Genomic DNA, 17194 nt, shown 5'->3' with positions numbered 1-17194 from the left:
CTAGTGTCGTCGTCGGCAAATGCAATCTAAGAAACGCCCTAAGCGCGGCGGAATGTCAGAATAAGAACAGACAGTGTGATTGCAGCGAGGCCGAAGATCACTTCATCAAGCCACAGTCCAGAGTCTGTTCCCGACGCCGCCATCAAGCCGCCGAGGATAGCAAACAGCACCGATCCAATTGTCGCGGTGGTTCCGCCAGCCTTGAGATTGAATACAACCAATGCCCCGCCAATCGCCATAATCGATGCGCTGACGATCCGGATGATGCTGGTTGGCGGGTTAAATAGCGCATTAGACAGATCGCTGCCGCGCTCAACAATCGTCATCACCGGGTGCACACCCTCCCAGCCAAGCCATAGGCCAAGCCCGAGCATCACAATTCCTGCAAGTCTTCTCAGCATATGAAATCTCCGCGCGACTCTAATTGTGACGGATTTGTCATCCAATTGCAAACAAAGGGACAACTGGACAAGACGTTTTAGAGGCGGCTTTGTGGCAGATTATTGGCGACGCTGTCGGGCGCGCATTTTTCGGCCCTCTGCGGCGAAGTGTGCACGCTGTCTTGCGATGGCGGCTGGAACCGGGCGGCGATAATGAATTTGCCGTTCCTTTATTTGCGTAGGATCCACAGGCGCTTGAACATAGATCACTTGTTGGCCGGCTTGAGTTTCCATGGGCGACGCGGTCGGTTGAGCGCGCTTTTTGCAAAGTTCCCAAACCGCAATGCCAAGCAGGACAGCACCGGCTGCAGCGCCAGCAACCGCGCCTTCTCCAGCGCTTGGATCTTGCCACCAGCCAGGTTCAAAATCGACGAGAAAAACGCACGGAAATCCAGCAGCGACGCCCATAAAATACCAAAGCCGCGCGGCCCGCTGTTTATTGCCCAGGCTGAGCGCGGAGGCGTAGAGGCATAGCGCCGCCAAAAAGTATGGCGCACCATAGACGATCCCGAGCTCTCGCCAGTCGATCCCGGTCAGGCCAGACATCGCATCATCTTCGAGCATAAAGCCGGCAAGCATCATGAGACTCGGCCATCGGATCGCTGCCATTGCACCAAAGGCAAAGGCAATTGCGTATAACGCGATTAAAAGAGCAGTCAGTCGTCGTGGCATATTTTCTTAATAGGCCGGTAAAATTGATATGCGATGAATATTGTCGAAGGGATTTGAGCAATGTTCCGACAAAGTCCACCTCAAGTGCCGATGGCGCTCATGTTTGGCGGAGTTATTCCGTTTGCGTCTTCGGCTGGCGCGATGTTCGTGTTTCGAACTGATCTCGCCTTGATGAACCTCGCGGCCCTATGGTTGCTGGTTTATTCGGCGATTATTCTAAGCTTCTTAGGCGGTGTCCGCTGGGGAGCAGAGATCGCTAAACGCGAACGACCGCGATTTGCAGAGCTTGGCCCATCTGTGCTCGGCGCTTTGGTCGGCTGGGGCATGGTTATGGCCGGCTTCCAGCACGGCATGCAAACTTGGCTATTTGCCGGAATGGGCGCGGCTTTTGTGCTGCATTATCTTTATGACACGATCTCGCCAGAACTGCCGATCTGGTATCGCCGCATGCGCCTGTGGCCGACGCTTGGCGCCGTGTTCTCTCTGGCGTTTGCTTATTTCCTACTTACTCAGCAGGGATAGCGATTTTCGATTTTGGCAGGCTGATCCCAGCGGCGCGAAAACTCAGCGCGGCAAGGGCGAGCGAGATCACAGCGTTCCAACCGGCCATTGAAAGGCCGTAGCGCCCCTTCCATGGGTCATCCGTGCAGGAGGGTGCTCCCTGGCGCTCATTCAAGTTGGAGAGATCGATGGCATTCATATCAACAAGATTTGCAGTGCAGCCGCTGGGCGCTGGCCAATATTTATACTCGACCCCGGCATGATAGGCGGCAACCACGGCGCCGGTCAGGAAGACGAGCCCGAGCATTATATTGAACGCCAAGATAAAGCGCGGGTTCTGACGAATTTGCCATAGCAGAAGCGCTGTCACCGTCATCGCCACAACTGCCCAATAGACCTCTCGCTGACGCAAGCACAATGGACAGGGGAGGAGATAAGCGAAACTTTCAAAGGCGTGCGCGGCTCCGAGCATGGCCAGCGACACGCCAAGCGCAATTAGCGGCCAACGCCAGGTTTGCAGAAATGGATCAATCCGCGCCAACATGACTACTAAAATCAGCTGTCGACGCTAAAAAGTCCATGCGGCAACGGAGCACGGGGCTTTACGATTTTGTTATCTTCAAACCTAGGCGCGACCGAGCAATGTGCGGATCAAATCGGTTGCCGCATCAAAGCCAAAGGCCGCTGCCGTCACGAGCAGGCTGACCCAAGCCATGCCGATCAGCATGCCAAGAATGACCAGCCGCCCATCGCGCGACATCAATCCGAAGGCGACAATCGCGACCCCAATGCCGGGCACCGTGTTTGTGCTTGGCAGCGGCACAAGAATAGAGGCGCAGAAGACGGTCAGAAATAGCGCGATCACCCGCTCGCTCTTCTTGCCGGTGAGCCAGGTTAAGCTCGGTCTTGAGATCCGTTCGAGCCAGCCAAACCATTTGCGGCCAAATCCTGACATCCGGGTCAGTCCCGCTTTGTCGATTTTTCGGGCGCCAAATTTTTCCGGGAGCCACGGCTCACTCCGCCCTGCCAACATTTGCAGCGTCAGCGCCATCATTGGCAGTGAAACGATTTGCGGCACCAAATACAAAAAAGGGATCGCACAGGGCAAGGCCAGCAGAAACAGTGCCGCGCCAAAGGCGCGCTCGTCCAATCGGTCGAGAATATAATGCAGGCTGAAGCCGTCTTCAGGGGCTTCGGCGGCCATCGCTTCGAGCGATTGCAAGAAAGTGCGCTGCGGCTGGGGTGTCTCGTTCATACCCGTCTCCGTAGCGAGGTTCATGCCAACCGCAAAGTGGTGATTGACGACAAAGCTCGCCTGCGGCAGTTAAGCGGCCTGCCTAATCTGAGAGCCTCCCTGGCGGAATTGGTAGACGCGACGGATTCAAAATCCGTTTCTGGCAACAGAGTGCCGGTTCGAGTCCGGCGGGAGGTACCATTTTGGGTTGCGAGGCCGGCGTAACTGCGCAGCCTTAAACTTTGTCTGCGTCCCCGATGTCCCAAAAGCGTCAACGGCTAGTCGACCAAGCGCCCGTGATTTCAACAAGCGCTTGGTCTGTTTTTTATTCGCCGAGTTCGGTCGGGTAGGGCGGCGCCTCAGTTGGCACCGTGCTTGGATTTGTTTCAAGCTGACGGAGAATCTCAGCAATCGCAGCCTCTAGTTGGGAATCACGATCTTGATTGGTGAGCGTCGGATCGAGAGCGACTTCGATATCCGGAGCCACTCCTTCATTTTCGACTGACCATTCATAGTCGCGATCAAAGAATCGGAAGTAGGGAACTACCAGGAAGCCGCCATCGACCAATCCAGGATTGGCTGAAATTCCGATCAAACCGCCCCAAGTCCGTGTCCCCATAAGCGTTCCGATGCCCATTTCGCGGAAACTATAGGGCAGGAAGTCGCCGCCACTGCCAGCATCCTGATCAATCAGCATGAGCTTCGGTCCAAACATCGCACCGGCAGGTGTGTTGAACACCAGGCCGTCGCGATCTTTCCAGCCGGAAAGATATGTTCGGCTGAGAACATCGGTAATGTAGTTCGCTGCCTGTCCGCCACCATTTGAACGCTCATCAATAATCATTGCGTCTTTGTCTGTTTGCGAGAAGAACATCCGGTTGAAGAACGTATATCCGGCCCCCGCGGTATTGGGCAGGTATACATATCCAACCCGCCCATCGGTCGCTTCGTCGACCTGTTTGCGATTGGCTTCCACCCAAGCCCGGAGGCGGATGGCGAATTCAGTACCAATAGGCTCCACCACGACGTCTTTGGCATTTCTTCCATTCGCCCGGGATGAAATGGTCAGCACGATCTGTTTTCCAACCGTGCCGCCCAAATGTTCAAAAATATTATCCGTCGCAGAAAGGTTTTTGCCGTTGATCGCGATGATGTAATCGCCTTCGGATACACCGAGTCCCGGCATCGCGAGCGGGCCTTGGAGATAAGGATTCCAATGCTCTCCCGTATAGATTTTAGAAATCTGGTGCCGCCCATTGCGAACTGCGAAATCTGCACCCAGTAAACCGATTTCTGGACCGGAGGGTCGGATAATATCGCCGCCGCCCACGCGATTGTGTCCGACCTGCAATTCAGCGATCATCTCGGTCATTAAGCGGTTCAGGTCTTCGCGACGACCGACATGGTCAAGCAACGGAGCGTAACGATCGTAAATGGCCTGCCAATCAATGCCGTGCAGACTCGGATCGTAGAAAAACTCCTCTTGCATCCGCCAGACATCATCAAAGATTTGACGCCATTCTTTTCGCGGATCGATCCAGAGTTGCAGATTGCTGGTATCCAAAGGCTCTGGTTCAAACTTCTCGCCCAGCGCGCCAAAGGCGAGTGAGCCGTTTGATTTCTGGATCAGGGCCTGTTTGCGATCAGAGCTAAGCGACAGTCCGGTGACGTCTGATCCGATGGAAGCGGCACTTCGGTCTTCGAAATCGAAGCTGATCAGTTCTGAAGATGCTTGCAGCCGTTGCCCGGGCGGCGTGATTTCCGTGCCTGGTTGAACCGCCTTTACGTAATATAGATTACCCGAGTCACCGACTGCGAGGTCAGAGTATTGAGCTTGCTCAACGGGCAATCCTTGAATGCGATTCTTCGCGCCTTCGAGATCATAGACAAGGGTTTCGGTTTCGGTCTCTTCCTCGTCATCCTCGCCCTCATCTTGGGCGGGTTCTTCACCGCTCTTGGGGGCTAAAGGCGACGTCCCATCGGCTGTAAGGATCGAGACATATATCCCCGCACGATAGGGGCGCTCTTGCGTCGACATGTCCAGGCCAACATGGGTCGGGCCCGCATTGGTCGAGGCGGTGAAGAAGAGCAGTTTGCCATCGGCGCTAAATGCCGGTGCGCCAGCATCTGCCATGCCATCGGTGAGCGCAACACTCTGCTTTGATGCGAAGTTATAGAGGTATATGTTGCGGTTAAAGTTCGCTTCTTCGCGCGTATATGCTAGCCATTCTCCGTTAGGAGATGTTGATACTTCGGTCCCTCCAAAGCCCCATTGCCGCATCGTATCTTCAGATATTTGCGTGCGTTCACCGCTATCTGCATTGAGCGAAAACAGGCGCAAATGATTGTCACGGTAGATAATATGCTGACCTTCGCCTCCCCAATCTAAGAGCGAATAGAAATGCGAACCAAGTTCAAACGTGGTCGGTTCTGAGAGGCCGTCTTGGGCTTCAATTACCAGATGCTGCTTGCGGTCTTTTTCGATGATGTAAGCTAGCTTTTGACTGTCGGGTGACCAAGTCGCATCATAAGCGCGGACGCCAGAACTATCGGAAATATTGCGTATAGATCCGTCCTTGGTCGGAACGCTAAACACCTCGCCGCGAGCGGTTACGAGTACGCGTTTCGCCGATTTGGAAAGATCTGCGGCTGTGATCTGACCGGCAACATTTGTCCATTTCGCCTGAAGTTGTGGCAAGTCGGGAGCGACGGACACAGACACATCACTGACAACATTCGTCTCAGTGTTGAGGATTTTCAGAACGCCCCCAGTCTCAAACACAATATTTGAGCCAAAGGCATCCATCGACCGAATATCCCAAACGGCTTCATTCGTGACTTTTGTGATTCCCCCCGTGGCGGGATCGAAACGGTGAATGTTGAAAATTTCCGCGTCACGGTCGGAGAGAAAATAAACACTCTCTCCAACCCAAACAGGTTCTAGATCATTCACGCGGTCGCCAGGAATGTAGGTGACGCGATCGCGGCGTGTATCCATGATTTGGATTGATGGAGTCGAGCCGCCTCGATAGCCCTTCCAACCGGCGCTTCCGCCATAGAGCGCGTTATATCCAGGTCCGAATGGGATCGCCGCGAACTGGCTTCCATTACTATTGTAGGTCCCGCGAAAAATCCGCGCCTGCATTTGTAGCTCAGGCAGTCCGCCGTCGGTCGAGACATGAAATAATTGCGCCGAGCGTCCGTGCAGCCGCTGCCGGGGAGAAACAAAGGCTATTTCAGATCCATCTTGCGACCAATCAACAGCGATATCATTGCCAGGATGGAAGGTATGCCGAGTTGGCTGGCCCCCGTTCACAGCGATTGAATAGACATCCGTGTTGCCTTGATAATTTGCGGTAAATGCGATCCGCGTGCCATCCGGCGAGAAGATCGGACCTGTCTCGTCCGCGACATGCGTTGTTAGACGATATGGGGCGCTTCCATCCCTGTTCGCCGTGTAAATATCTCCGGCATAAACAAATGCGATTTTGTCGCCATAAATCGCCGGATCGCTGAGCAGTTTCGTTTGCGCGGACGCTGAGTAAGTCCCTAGCGCCGCGGTGGCAGCAAGAATTGCCGTGCAGCCAATTTTTTTCATTATTGTGTCTCCACCATCATTTTTTCCAGACTGCCCGGCGGTTCCGCTCGAGTCCATAGCGCACACAAAATCGGGCCGGAGACTGTTCGTCGCGCTTGTTAAAAACTGATCTGACTTAAATAAGCGGGCAAAGGATGTTCTAATGCCTGATACGATGACTACACCCAATTCCACACCTGGCGCCTTAGGCCCATTGCCCAGCAACCATCCAGAGGTGGTGCAAGGGAAAATTGGCGTGCTCCTGGTGAATTTGGGAACGCCGGATGGCACCGATTATTGGTCGATGCGGCGCTATTTATCAGAGTTTCTATCCGATCCACGCGTGATCGAAGTGCCGCAGCCGATTTGGCAATTTATTCTACAAGGGCCCATTCTGACCTTCCGGCCGAGCAAGTCTGGACGAGCCTATCAGAAGATCTGGACCGATGAGGGGTCGCCGCTTTTGGTCTATACCAAACGGCAAGCGGAAAAACTGAACGCCCGAATTGGCGGTGAGCGTTTGATCGTCGATTTTGCCATGAATTATGGCAATCCCAGCATCGCTTCAAAGATCGCGACGCTTAAGGCGCAGGGCTGTGATCGCATTTGCGTCGTGCCACTCTATCCGCAATATTCGGCGACAACCACTGCCAGCGTTTGCGATCGAACTTTCAAAGCGCTCGGCCAAATGCGCTGGCAACCCGCGGTTCGAACCGCTGCCAGCTTTCATGATCAGCCCGTCTATATCGATGCACTTGCGTCAACGATTACTCAGCATCTCGAAACGCTCGATTTTACGCCTGACAAAGTGCTGATGTCCTATCATGGCGTTCCGAAAGCCTATTTCGACAAGGGCGATCCGTATCATTGTCATTGTCATAAAACGACCCGGCTGGTGTCTGAGCGCCTTGGCTGGACTGAAGGCTTCGCAATGACCACATTTCAGAGCCGGTTCGGACCTACTGAGTGGTTGCAGCCCTATACCGACAAAACCCTTGAAGCCTTGCCGGAGCAGGGCGCCAAAAAAATCGTCGTGGTCTCGCCGGCCTTTATCTCAGATTGCCTCGAAACATTGGAGGAGCTCGCCATGGAGGGCCGGGATGAATTTATGGAAGCCGGCGGCGAAGCCTATTCCGTCGTGCCTTGCCTTAATGATAGCGAAGCGGCGATTGACGTGATCGAAGATATTGTCCGGCGCGAAACCGCCGGTTGGATCGCCTAAGCGTGGATGACTGGATCAAAAACGGAAAAGTCCGAGGTCGGATTACTGAAGATGGTGCACTTGAAGTGCGGTGCTTTGGCCTAACCACTCAGGCCAAATATTATAAGCAATTGTTCCGTGAGTTTTTTCGCAAAGATTTTCAGAGGTTGCGTCCAGGTTATGGCGATTACGATGTTCATATCGTGATGGAATATACCGGAGATGCACCCTGGATGGACCTCGACAATCTCGCCAAAGCTCTGCTGGACAGCCTAACCGGAAACGCGTTCGAAGATGATCACCAAGTGGCGCGCCTCTTGGTTGAACGGCGAGTTGGTGAGCGGGAGGGGATCTATATGCGCGTCGCTGAGATGAGCGCATGAGCGCTGCAGGGTCATCAAGAGCGGGGGTTGCAGCTTTTCTGATCGCCATATTCGCAAGCGGTGAGACGCGCCTCGCGGGCCCCTTGAGGGTCCGCTTGCCCGCCAATCCCAAGCTCTAAGTCTTCGGCATACCAGGCGCAGCCAATGTCGTGGCCGATCTCACAAGCGCGTTTAATATAAGTTCGGATCTGCGTCGCGCGATCCTCACCGGCCTCCATATTGATCAATAGGAAGTCGGCGGCTGAGACGCAGAGGTCAGGATTCTGAGCGCCGGCGTCTGGGCAGGCCATGGCAACCGCTTCTAAGGCAAGCTGATTATCCGCTTCACCGCCCACACCGCGGACATAGAGATCAGCGAGTTCGCGACACGATTCGCGTCGACCCAAATTGCAAGAGCGTCGTAAGGCTGAGCGGGCAAATTCGAGATTCTGATCATGCGTCCGACCTTCGATATGATCGCTTGCAAGCGTGGCACACGCGCCAGCATCTCCGAGGTCGCAGGCCTGTCCTGTAAAGGCGACACCGCGCTCATACGCGCCCGTCGTGTTCGCGGCGCGAAGATAGAGCGCCATATTGTGGCACCCTTGAATATAACCGAAGCCGCAAAGCTCTTCCGAGAACGTGAGATAGGTGGAGCCTGAAATCGGTTCCCGACCCTGTCGCGTATTGACCTCATAAACATCCAAGAGCGTGTCGCAGGCGATAGAAGATTGGGTCGTTGAGACATCGAAAAGACAAGCGTCCCGCAATAAGGGGATAGCACGGTCAACGTCGCCGGACGCCATGGATGCCGCCGCGGTGTCGAGCCGGGCGCGCGCTTGTTCCGCGGTTAGATCGGAGGTTTTGATCGCTTGGGGTGTTTGACCGTCTTCAAAACCCGCAGCCGAGTCCGAGAGAAAAGTTGCAGTGTCGGAATCGATCTCTTCTGCCATTTCTTCGGGTTCGGGTGCGTCTGCCTCCGCGGCTTCACTTTCGTTCTCTGGGCTTGTGTTTTCCAGATTTGGATCGATGTCTGCTTGCTCTGCCTCAATTTCGATCTCAGGCTCAGTTTCAAGCGTGGGCGCCTCACGGCACTCTAGTTTGATTTCCGCCCAGACTGCCATGCTCTCGCTTGGTGTCACAGGTAAGGTTTGATAAAACGCTGGCGTCTCCAAAGGGGTCGTCGACACCAATTCCGTCAATTGAGCGTCTATCGCGTTGTCATCGTCTGCGCCGCAGCCCTGGTCGCGAAAACAGTTCTGGATTTGCGCTACAGCATCCTCATCATCTTCGAGGGCATCAAGACCGATCCGCTGCCATTTCATGATGACGATCGCCGCGTAGCGATCTTCCAGTTCAACCAATTGAGGTCCTGAAATCGAACCCCGCAATGCTGTGAGAGCGTCCTGTGTGGTTTCAGCATACCGTTCTAAAGACTCAGGCTCCGGACATTGTGCCGAAGCAGCTGTCGCCGCTGCAAACGCGGACAGAGCTATGATGGACCCTCGTATCAAACGATGACTCTGGCTCAAATCTAAATGTCCCCGAACGTTTCGTGTACGCAACGTATCACAGCGCCAAAACCACAACAAGTTCAAGGGGGATTCTGTGGACATTTTCGCCGCACGGGAATTTTGTTGGATTAGCTCAATCGCTTGAACGGCATAGGAATCGCCGTTGCTGTCGCTTTGGCCACTAATTTTCCATTATTATCAAAGCATTCCGCTTCCATGAAGGCGGCGGACCGACCCCATTTGAGAATGCGGGCTTCGACATGTGCGTCCCCTGGCATCAACCGACGGAGGTAAGAGGTTTTCATTTCCAGCGTCGGCGCCGTCATCGTGACGTTAGACGCGATGATGCAGCATGTGCTCATCGCTTCATCCATCATCGCCGCAATGAAGCCGCCTTGGACAGCGCCGGTTGGGTTGGCGAACATGGCGGGCACGTCAAAATCCATGCGAACGCGCTGAGCCTCTTGGTCAACTTCGGTCAACCGCATGCCAAGCGTATCGGAGCAGGGGGGGCGTTTGCTGCTGTTTTGAAATCGCGCCAGCATCTCGGCGTCTGAAACGCGCGGTTTCTCGTCTTGCTCAGGTTTGGACATGACTATTTGCGGCGGAACGCGTCGAGGCTCACAACGGTATCGCCGCTCTCTTCGCCGGCTTCATCGCTGCTATCAGTTACCGCTTCGCTTTGCTCAGGTGCCGGATCAACAACGCTTGTGTCATCGCCAGCAGCCGCTTTTTCGAAACTGACACCAAAGTTCACCGCTGGGTCAACGAACCGGGTCATTGCAACATAAGGAATCGAAAGATGCTGCGGCACGCGATTGAACTTGAGCACAATCTCGAAATGGCCGTCATGCACTTCGAGGTCCCAATATTGGTGTTGAATGACAATCGTCATCTCGTCCGGGAACTGCTCGATCAAATGGTCCGGGATTTTGACGCCAGGCGCCTTGGTCCGAAACGTGACATAGAAATGGTGATCACCGGGAGGTGCAGAGCCTTTCGCGGCTTGGCGCATGGCTTCACGAACGACGCCGCGCATGGCGGCCTGTGTCAGTGCTTCGTAGCCGATATAGTCGGTCATTATCCGCTCCCCAGTTGAAGGAGACGATTATCTCCTCTGTGCCAAGCCTGCAATCCTGTTCATGCGTGAGGCGAGCCACTTTCTGTGTCTTCCCCAGATGGGAAGTTTGCTGCTTTGGTTAAGCGCCTTCTGCAATGCTTATTACACAAAGCGAAACTCTACGAATTTAAAGTGGAGGCTTCTGTTGCCAGGCGCCTCCGGGCCCCGCCTAAGGCGCTGATGCCCTAGGAGTTAAAGCGGTTTTCCACGCACTGCGTTACGCAGCGAGCAGTTCACCTTCAGCAAAGTTGTCATTAGCAACTATTGTTGAGTGAGCTTCTAACGCAGCTCATGCGGGTGAAAGCATCGTCTTTACACGTCCGTCGATCCTATTTCGCCCCCAAATAACCCGCTGAAGGTGGGTCTTTGGTGGAGGCGCCGGGTACCGCCCCCGGGTCCGAACCGCTTATTACACGCGCGTTTATCACCATAGTTCAAACGAACGGGACCAATATAGTCCGGGTTCGCCTAAGATAAAAGAGACTAGTCCAGCGGTTCGACAATTACTTCGATAACGCCTTCTGTTCGTTCAAGCGTGGCAAGTTCTGCCTGAAGCGCACTCGAATGGATCTCTCGAGTCGTCCGAGCCACCGCGCCGGTTGCGTCTGCGGTTAGGATAGTGAGCCGCAACATCCGTTCTGTGCCGTCTAATACTCCATCTGCCGCGCGCACAGTCAGCTTGCCGACTTGATAGACGCCTTTGCCGGTCAAATAGACGGTCTTCCCTGCGAGCTTCGCGCCATTGACGAGCAGACCAGCGGTTGATGTGACGATGCAGCCGGACAAAAGAACCGCTAGCATGGGGGCGATGATCAAGCCTTTTCGCACGACCTCTCCTTCGAGTGTTTTGCTATCGCGTTTGATCCATTTGTTCTAATCGCGCGCGCCTTAATAGGCGACGAGTGCAGTTACGACATAAATGTTAGAATCTCTTGCTCCCTCGCCCAAAAGCTGCTTTTTGCCGATTATCGATAAAACGGCATTGGGAGACCTGTTATCATGAAAACGACATTGACGGCACTTGCCACAATTTTCGCGCTCGCAGCTTGCGATCAAGTCAGAACGCCAGGCCAGAGCGAAACTGAAGTTACACAGCCAGAAGTCGCCGAAGCGCCAGCCACGGCTGAAGAGATTGCTGCCGAAACAGCACGCCTCAATGATTGGTTCGAAGCTAAGTTTGAAGCTGAACTGCTAGAGAGTCCGATCCAGCTCACGTTTCTTGGCCGCGACGAACGCCAAGGCGAGATCGATGATTTCTCCGAAGCGGCGCTCGATGCGCAACTGGCGCGCACGCGGGCCAATGTGGCAGAACTTCAGGCAGAGTTTGATTATAACAAGCTCAGCCCGGACGCCAAAATCTCTTACGATATTTGGGTCTATCAGGCGGAACGCGCGGAAGCGGCAGATGAGTTCCGTTACAACACATATGTGTTTGACCAAATGCAAGCCATTCACACATTCTTCCCACAGCTTTTGATCGCCTTTCACCGCGTGACCGATGCCGAAGACATGGACAATTACTTGCTGCGCATTTCAGGAAGCGCCGGTGCGATTGATCAACTGATCACGTCATCGAAGACTGTCGCAGAGCGCGGCGTCCGCCCACCTTATTTCGCATTCGACTCTGTCATCGAAGAATCTCGGAAAATTATTTCTGGCGCGCCATTTGATGATAGCGGCGAGGACAGTGATCTTTGGGCAGATGCGCAAGCTAAAATCGCCAATCTGCTCGAGCAAGGCGAGATTGATCAAGCCAAAGCCGATCAGCTGACCGCCGATATTCGGACCGCTTTGGTCGATGAATTGAAGCCTGCGTATGAGCGCCTGATTGCGTGGCAGGAAGAGGATAAAGTCAACGCCTCGCCAGAGGCCCAAGGTGTGAGCGCGTTACCGCTTGGCGTGGCCTATTATAATGAGCGTCTCGCCAATCAGACCACAACCGCGCTGACCGCGGATGAGATCCACGAGATCGGCCTGTCTGAAGTGGCGCGCTTGCGAGCAGAAATGGAAACCATCCAGGCTGATTTTGGCTTTGAAGGCAGCTTGCAAGAGTTCTTCGCGTTTCTGCGTGACACCAAAGATGATGAGCGGCTTTATTATCCAAACACGGATGAAGGCCGCCAAGGCTATATCGATGACGCAACCGCCGCGATTGATGGTATCAAAGCGGTCCTGCCGGACTATTTCGGCATCCTGCCGAAAGCTGACATGGAAGTGAAACGCGTGGAGCCGTTCCGCGAACAGGATGGCGCTGCGCAGCACTATTTCCCATCGACCCCAGACGGCTCACGCCCTGGTGTTTATTACGCCCACTTGTCAGACATGACTGCAATGCCGAAGCGTGAGCTGGAAGTCATCGCCTATCATGAAGGGCTGCCGGGTCACCATATGCAAATTGCCATTCAGCAAGAGCTGGAAGGGGTGCCAACCTTCCGCACGCAAGCGGGCTTCACGGCCTATAGCGAGGGCTGGGGACTGTATTCTGAATGGCTAGCGATCGAAATGCCAAACACCTATCAGGACCCGCTGTCACGCTTTGGGCGCGCCGGATCTGAGATTTGGCGGGCGATCCGTTTGGTCGTCGACACTGGTCTTCACGCCAAAGGTTGGACCGAAGAACAGGCCGTGGCCTATTTCATGGAAAACTCTGCGATCACCGAAGCGCAGGCCCGCTCAGAAGTGCGTCGCTATTTGGTGCTGCCTGGGCAAGCGACCAGCTACAAAGTCGGCATGCTGAAGATCCAAGAGCTGCGCCGTGATGCGGAAGCGGAACTAGGCGATGCGTTCGATATTCGCGCCTTCCATGACACGGTTCTGGGCGGCGGCGCGATGCCGCTGGCGATTCTCGAGCGCCGTGTCGACGAATGGGTCGCGAGCGTAAAAGCGGGTTAAGTCGAGCCTTCAAGGGCCTCGGCCTCGGCCGGGGTCCTTAACTTCCCACATTCTCCAAAGCGCTGAGCGCGGCTTGCACATGTTCGACGAACAGTCGCGCTTTGCCGCGCAATTTGCCGCCGGTCCAAACCACAGAAAGTGGTAGGTCGGCGCCGCGCCATTCGGGCATGATCCGGACCAGCGCCCCTGATTTGACGTGCGGGCAGACCAGCCAATCCGGCCCAATAAAAATCCCAAGCCCGTCTACAGCGCCTTGCAAAAGCGTGTCGCCGGATGATCCTCTAAAGCGGCCATCCATCATGATGCGGTGCTCTTCGCCCGATTCGACATGTTTGAGCGTCCATTGTTGGCCTTGCAAGGATTGACGGAAGACCAGGCCATTATGGTCTTTGAGGCTCTCTGGACAGACTGGGGCACCAAATTTCTCGATATAGCTCGGCGCCGCCCAGATGCCGCGATAGGCCACTAGTAAGCGTTTCGCCATCAGGGCGCTATCGGTGAGTTCGCCCAAGCGAAACGCGACATCGACCCCTTCCGTGACCAAGTCGGTGTAGGTGTCGTCCGTCATCAGATCCATGCGGATATGCGGATACTTTTCTAAGAAGGGGGCAATGGTCGGTGTGATGACGATTTGTGAGAGTGAGTGGGGCGCGCTGACGCGCAACATCCCGACGGGTTCTTGATCAAGTCCGCGGGCTTCGGCTTCTGCGTCGTCGAATTCTGAGAGGATGTCTTGCGCCCGGCCGTAAAATTTCTGACCGGCTTCCGTCAGCGACAAAGCACGCGTGGTGCGGTGGAACAGCTCAGCACCGATTTGATGTTCCAAATCTTGAATGCGGCGCGAGACCGTGGGCTGGCCAATCGACAGATCGGCGGCGGCCCTTGAAAAACTGCCCGCATCAGCGACCCGCAAAAACAGTCTCATTGCGTCTATCCGGTCCATACCCATCAGCTCCTATGCGAAAAATGCATGGGCTATATGGAGGCGCTCTAACTTCTTCAACAAGGGGGGATGCGCCATTTTACGTTCAACGCCGGTCAAAAAGGCCTGCTGACCCTGAAAACCTCCCAAGGAGCCTCAAATGGCTAAATTCACTCTCCACACCTCAAGCACAGCGCCAGAAGGCGCGCGTGACTTTATCGCTGGCGTCGAAAAGAAAATGGGCTTCGTTCCCTCTCTTTACGCTGTCTTTGCGGAAAACCCGACGGTGCTGACCGCTTATACCCAGCTATCTGAGCAGCTCGCGAAATCTGGTTTGACACCGCTTGAGCAGCAGATCGTGACGATCACCGCAAGCGTTGAAAATGAATGCCATTTCTGTGTCGCGGCGCACACGACGATTTCCGAAGGTCAGGGCCTGGATCTGACCGTCATTGATGCGGTTCGCGAAGATCGCGCAATCGCAGATCCAAAACTGGAAGCCCTGCGGATCTTCACCAAAAAAACCGTCATTGATCGAGGCTTTGTTTCAGACACGGATGTCGATGCTTTCATCGCCGCCGGATATGATCGCGCGGCGGTGCTCGCCGTCATTCTCGGCGTCTCGCTGAAAGTGATTTCAAACTACACCAACCATGTCGCCGAAACGCCGGTCAATGAGGCGTTTCAAAAGCATGCTTGGACGCCAAAAACCAAGCGAGAAACCGTCGCGGCTTAACCACTCCCAACCCCATGAATACTGGGCTGCAGAGCATTCTGCAGCCCTTTTTTTTACCGCTGGTTTGAGGGCGCTCACAGATCGCTCACACCGACGTGACTGAGGCTCACACACACGTGGTTCGCAAGTGATGATGCGGCTTCGTAAATAGGGGGCATAGCAAGGAGGACGCAATGACGACCCTGAACGAAACACTCACACCGCAAGTCCAGAACACGGGGCTGGTGTCTAAACTCAAAACTTATGCACCTCACGCGATCGCGGGCATCGCATCCTTGGTGTTTCTCGACAGCCTCCGGTTCAAGTTTACCAATGCGCCAGAAACCCAAGTGATTTTCGGCAAGCTTAATGACTGGGCTGCAAGCTTCGGTGCAGACGGGCTGTTCGCCCAGACCGGTTTGTTTAGCCAATATGTTATCGGCACGGCCGAACTGGTCGCCGCTTCTTTGCTGCTGATCGGCATTCTCCCTGCCTTCCGGCGCTTGCAAGCGATTGGAGCATTGATCGCTTTTGCTGTGATGAGCGGTGCGGTCAACTTCCACCTTTGGACACCGCTCGGGATTGACCCGAACAATGATGGTGGAGGCCTCTTCTTCATGGCGGTCGTGGTTTGGATCACATCCGCGGGCCTAGCCTTCATTCGTCGCAAAGAGCTTGCCGCAATTTTCTCAGGGCTGAAAACGACTTTGTTCCCAGCCCGTTCATAATCCTCGCCCTACCTTCCATATCCTCAGTTTCAGAAAGACAAAACCATGAAACTTCGCACAATCCTCGCCGCCGCCATGATCGTTGCCGGTCCTGTCGCAATCTCAGCGCCCGCTGCCTTTGCCGACAAAGACCCAATCTACACGGCCAAACGCTCAAACCTAGCATTGCAAGGCTATGACACGGTCGCCTATTTCACCGTCGGCGAACCGACCAAAGGCTCGACGGAATACACAACCACTTATCAAGGCGCAGAATTCCGCTTTGCCAGCGAAGACAATCTCAACCTGTTCTTGGCGGATCCAGCTAAATACGCGCCTCAATATGGCGGCTATTGCGCCTGGGCGGTTGCTCAAGGTCAGACAGCCAAAGGTGACGCGCGTCGTTGGGCGGTTGTCGATGGCAAGCTCTACCTGAACTACAATAAAGGCATCCAGAAGAAGTGGGATAAAGACCGCGCGGGCTTCATCGCGAGCGCGGAACAGAATTGGCCGACCGTGCTAAACGATTAGCGTTTCTCCCTGCATAAACCGTCCGTTCTCGGCGCGGTGCCAATCATCCCCCGCGTGGTTCCCCTCCCACGCGGGGGTTTTTAGTGGCCTGAGACCGCGAGAGCCAGGGCACAGCCTTGGTTAATGTGGTTTTCGAAATCATGACGAAGACTTCACCCCATTGAAACGCAAATTCTGCTTGAAGACGCTTTAAGCGGCTTATCTCCGCTCGTTTTTAGGAGGACGAAATGAGAAAATTTGCAGCAATCGCGCTCGGTCTTGGCGTTGCGATCGCACCCGGTGCGGTGGCCGAATCCGAACTCTATGTCACCGGTGGTTTGTCATCATTCGACGCGGATGATGTTGACTTGCAGGCGGTGACCCTGCGCGGCGGCGTCGAGTTTCATGATCTGTTAGGCGCGGAATTTGAAGCGGCTTTTGGGCTCGGCGCTGAACAGATCGATGGCGCAGGCGGCGCCGAAGCAGAGCTTGAAAATCAGTTCGCAGGATATTTGGTTGCGCGCTATCCGGTCATTCCAAATCTCGATGTGCTCGGCCGCGTGGGCTACACGACAGGCGAGTTGCAGACCGCCAATAATGGCGTTTCATCGGATGCAGACCTGGACGGTTTCGCCTTTGGTCTTGGCGGCGAGTATATGTTTACAGAGCAACTTGGTATTCGCGGCGATTATACGCGCGTTGAAGTTGACGATGATGCCCTTGATGGCGGCGTCAACATGTTCTCCATCGCCGGGGTCTATAAGTTCGGACATGTTCGTTAGGGTTTTCGTCCAGAAATTGAGCCCGCTATACAGCTAATATTCTCA

Annotated in this window: 18 protein-coding genes, 1 tRNA gene and 1 other RNA gene; 9 read left to right on the top strand and 11 right to left on the bottom strand. The window is 54.8% G+C overall.

Going from position 1 to position 17194, the window contains the following annotated elements; all coding sequences use genetic code 11:
- Positions 1-38: 38 nt before the first annotated feature.
- Positions 39-401, bottom strand: coding sequence for a hypothetical protein (locus MY069_RS05970; RefSeq protein WP_482796156.1), 363 nt, complete (start codon positions 399-401; stop codon positions 39-41).
- 99 nt (positions 402-500) lie between these two features.
- On the bottom strand, positions 501-1022 hold the full coding sequence (locus MY069_RS05965) for a hypothetical protein (RefSeq protein WP_482796155.1): 522 nt from the start codon (positions 1020-1022) through the stop codon (positions 501-503).
- Between the two features lie 150 nt (positions 1023-1172).
- Here MY069_RS05965 and MY069_RS05960 point away from each other — a divergent pair, with 150 nt between their 5' ends.
- Positions 1173-1634 carry a DUF3429 domain-containing protein gene (locus MY069_RS05960; RefSeq protein WP_482796154.1) on the top strand — a complete coding sequence of 154 codons (462 nt, stop codon included), beginning with the start codon at positions 1173-1175 and terminating at the stop codon, positions 1632-1634.
- Here the strand turns inward: MY069_RS05960 and MY069_RS05955 are convergent.
- Together MY069_RS05955 and MY069_RS05950 are read right to left on the bottom strand one after the other, a co-directional pair.
- Positions 1618-2157 (bottom strand): disulfide bond formation protein B, encoded by a 540-nt coding sequence (locus tag MY069_RS05955; protein WP_482796153.1) that lies wholly within the window; start codon positions 2155-2157, stop codon positions 1618-1620. The genes MY069_RS05960 and MY069_RS05955 overlap by 17 nt on opposite strands.
- An 81-nt stretch (positions 2158-2238) precedes the next feature.
- Positions 2239-2868, bottom strand: coding sequence for an exopolysaccharide biosynthesis protein (locus MY069_RS05950; protein ID WP_482796152.1), 630 nt, complete (start codon positions 2866-2868; stop codon positions 2239-2241).
- Positions 2869-2961: 93 nt separating this feature from the next.
- On the opposite strand from MY069_RS05950, the gene MY069_RS05945 reads away from it, so the two are divergent.
- A tRNA-Leu gene (locus MY069_RS05945) sits at positions 2962-3048 on the top strand.
- A 124-nt stretch (positions 3049-3172) separates the two neighbouring features.
- On the opposite strand, the gene MY069_RS05940 is transcribed toward MY069_RS05945, so the two are convergent.
- Positions 3173-6445, bottom strand: a complete 3273-nt coding sequence (locus MY069_RS05940) for a S41 family peptidase (RefSeq protein ID WP_482796151.1) — start codon at positions 6443-6445, stop codon at positions 3173-3175.
- 142 nt (positions 6446-6587) lie between these two features.
- Here MY069_RS05940 and hemH point away from each other — a divergent pair, with 142 nt between their 5' ends.
- On the top strand, positions 6588-7646 hold the full coding sequence (gene hemH / locus MY069_RS05935; protein WP_482796150.1) for a ferrochelatase: 1059 nt from the start codon (positions 6588-6590) through the stop codon (positions 7644-7646).
- A 2-nt stretch (positions 7647-7648) separates the two neighbouring features.
- Positions 7649-8008 carry a RusA family crossover junction endodeoxyribonuclease gene (locus tag MY069_RS05930; protein WP_482796149.1) on the top strand — a complete coding sequence of 120 codons (360 nt, stop codon included), beginning with the start codon at positions 7649-7651 and terminating at the stop codon, positions 8006-8008.
- Positions 8009-8022: 14 nt separating this feature from the next.
- On the opposite strand, the gene MY069_RS05925 is transcribed toward MY069_RS05930, so the two are convergent.
- From MY069_RS05925 to MY069_RS05905, 5 genes are all read right to left on the bottom strand, one after another.
- The gene (locus MY069_RS05925; protein ID WP_482796148.1) at positions 8023-9351 is read right to left on the bottom strand and encodes a tetratricopeptide repeat protein; all 1329 of its coding nucleotides are present in this window, start codon (positions 9349-9351) and stop codon (positions 8023-8025) included.
- A 278-nt stretch (positions 9352-9629) separates the two neighbouring features.
- A complete protein-coding gene (locus MY069_RS05920; RefSeq protein ID WP_482796147.1) occupies positions 9630-10094 on the bottom strand; it encodes a PaaI family thioesterase in 465 nt (154 codons plus the stop codon).
- 2 nt (positions 10095-10096) lie between these two features.
- Positions 10097-10582, bottom strand: coding sequence for an SspB family protein (locus MY069_RS05915; RefSeq protein WP_482796146.1), 486 nt, complete (start codon positions 10580-10582; stop codon positions 10097-10099).
- Between the two features lie 170 nt (positions 10583-10752).
- Positions 10753-11104, bottom strand: a transfer-messenger RNA (tmRNA) gene (gene ssrA, locus MY069_RS05910).
- Positions 11105-11449, bottom strand: a complete 345-nt coding sequence (locus MY069_RS05905; protein ID WP_482796145.1) for a hypothetical protein — start codon at positions 11447-11449, stop codon at positions 11105-11107. It abuts the tmRNA gene before it with no gap.
- 171 nt (positions 11450-11620) lie between these two features.
- On the opposite strand from MY069_RS05905, the gene MY069_RS05900 reads away from it, so the two are divergent.
- Positions 11621-13513, top strand: coding sequence for a DUF885 domain-containing protein (locus tag MY069_RS05900; protein ID WP_482796144.1), 1893 nt, complete (start codon positions 11621-11623; stop codon positions 13511-13513).
- A 37-nt stretch (positions 13514-13550) separates the two neighbouring features.
- Here the strand turns inward: MY069_RS05900 and MY069_RS05895 are convergent, their stop codons facing one another.
- A complete protein-coding gene (locus MY069_RS05895; protein ID WP_482796143.1) occupies positions 13551-14438 on the bottom strand; it encodes a LysR family transcriptional regulator in 888 nt (295 codons plus the stop codon).
- A 157-nt stretch (positions 14439-14595) separates the two neighbouring features.
- Here MY069_RS05895 and MY069_RS05890 point away from each other — a divergent pair, with 157 nt between their 5' ends.
- From MY069_RS05890 to MY069_RS05875, 4 genes are all read left to right on the top strand, one after another.
- Positions 14596-15171, top strand: a complete 576-nt coding sequence (locus tag MY069_RS05890; RefSeq protein ID WP_482796142.1) for a carboxymuconolactone decarboxylase family protein — start codon at positions 14596-14598, stop codon at positions 15169-15171.
- Between the two features lie 173 nt (positions 15172-15344).
- Positions 15345-15878, top strand: coding sequence for a hypothetical protein (locus MY069_RS05885; protein WP_482796141.1), 534 nt, complete (start codon positions 15345-15347; stop codon positions 15876-15878).
- A gap of 75 nt (positions 15879-15953) precedes the next feature.
- The gene (locus MY069_RS05880; RefSeq protein ID WP_482796682.1) at positions 15954-16388 is read left to right on the top strand and encodes a YHS domain-containing (seleno)protein; all 435 of its coding nucleotides are present in this window, start codon (positions 15954-15956) and stop codon (positions 16386-16388) included.
- A gap of 227 nt (positions 16389-16615) precedes the next feature.
- Positions 16616-17149 carry a porin family protein gene (locus MY069_RS05875; RefSeq protein WP_482796140.1) on the top strand — a complete coding sequence of 178 codons (534 nt, stop codon included), beginning with the start codon at positions 16616-16618 and terminating at the stop codon, positions 17147-17149.
- Positions 17150-17194 lie beyond the last annotated feature (45 nt).

Source organism: Hyphomonas sp. ske169 (genome assembly GCF_056850855.1).
Note: the sequence above shows the minus strand (reverse complement) of the source record. Positions and strands in the feature narration are given on the sequence as shown.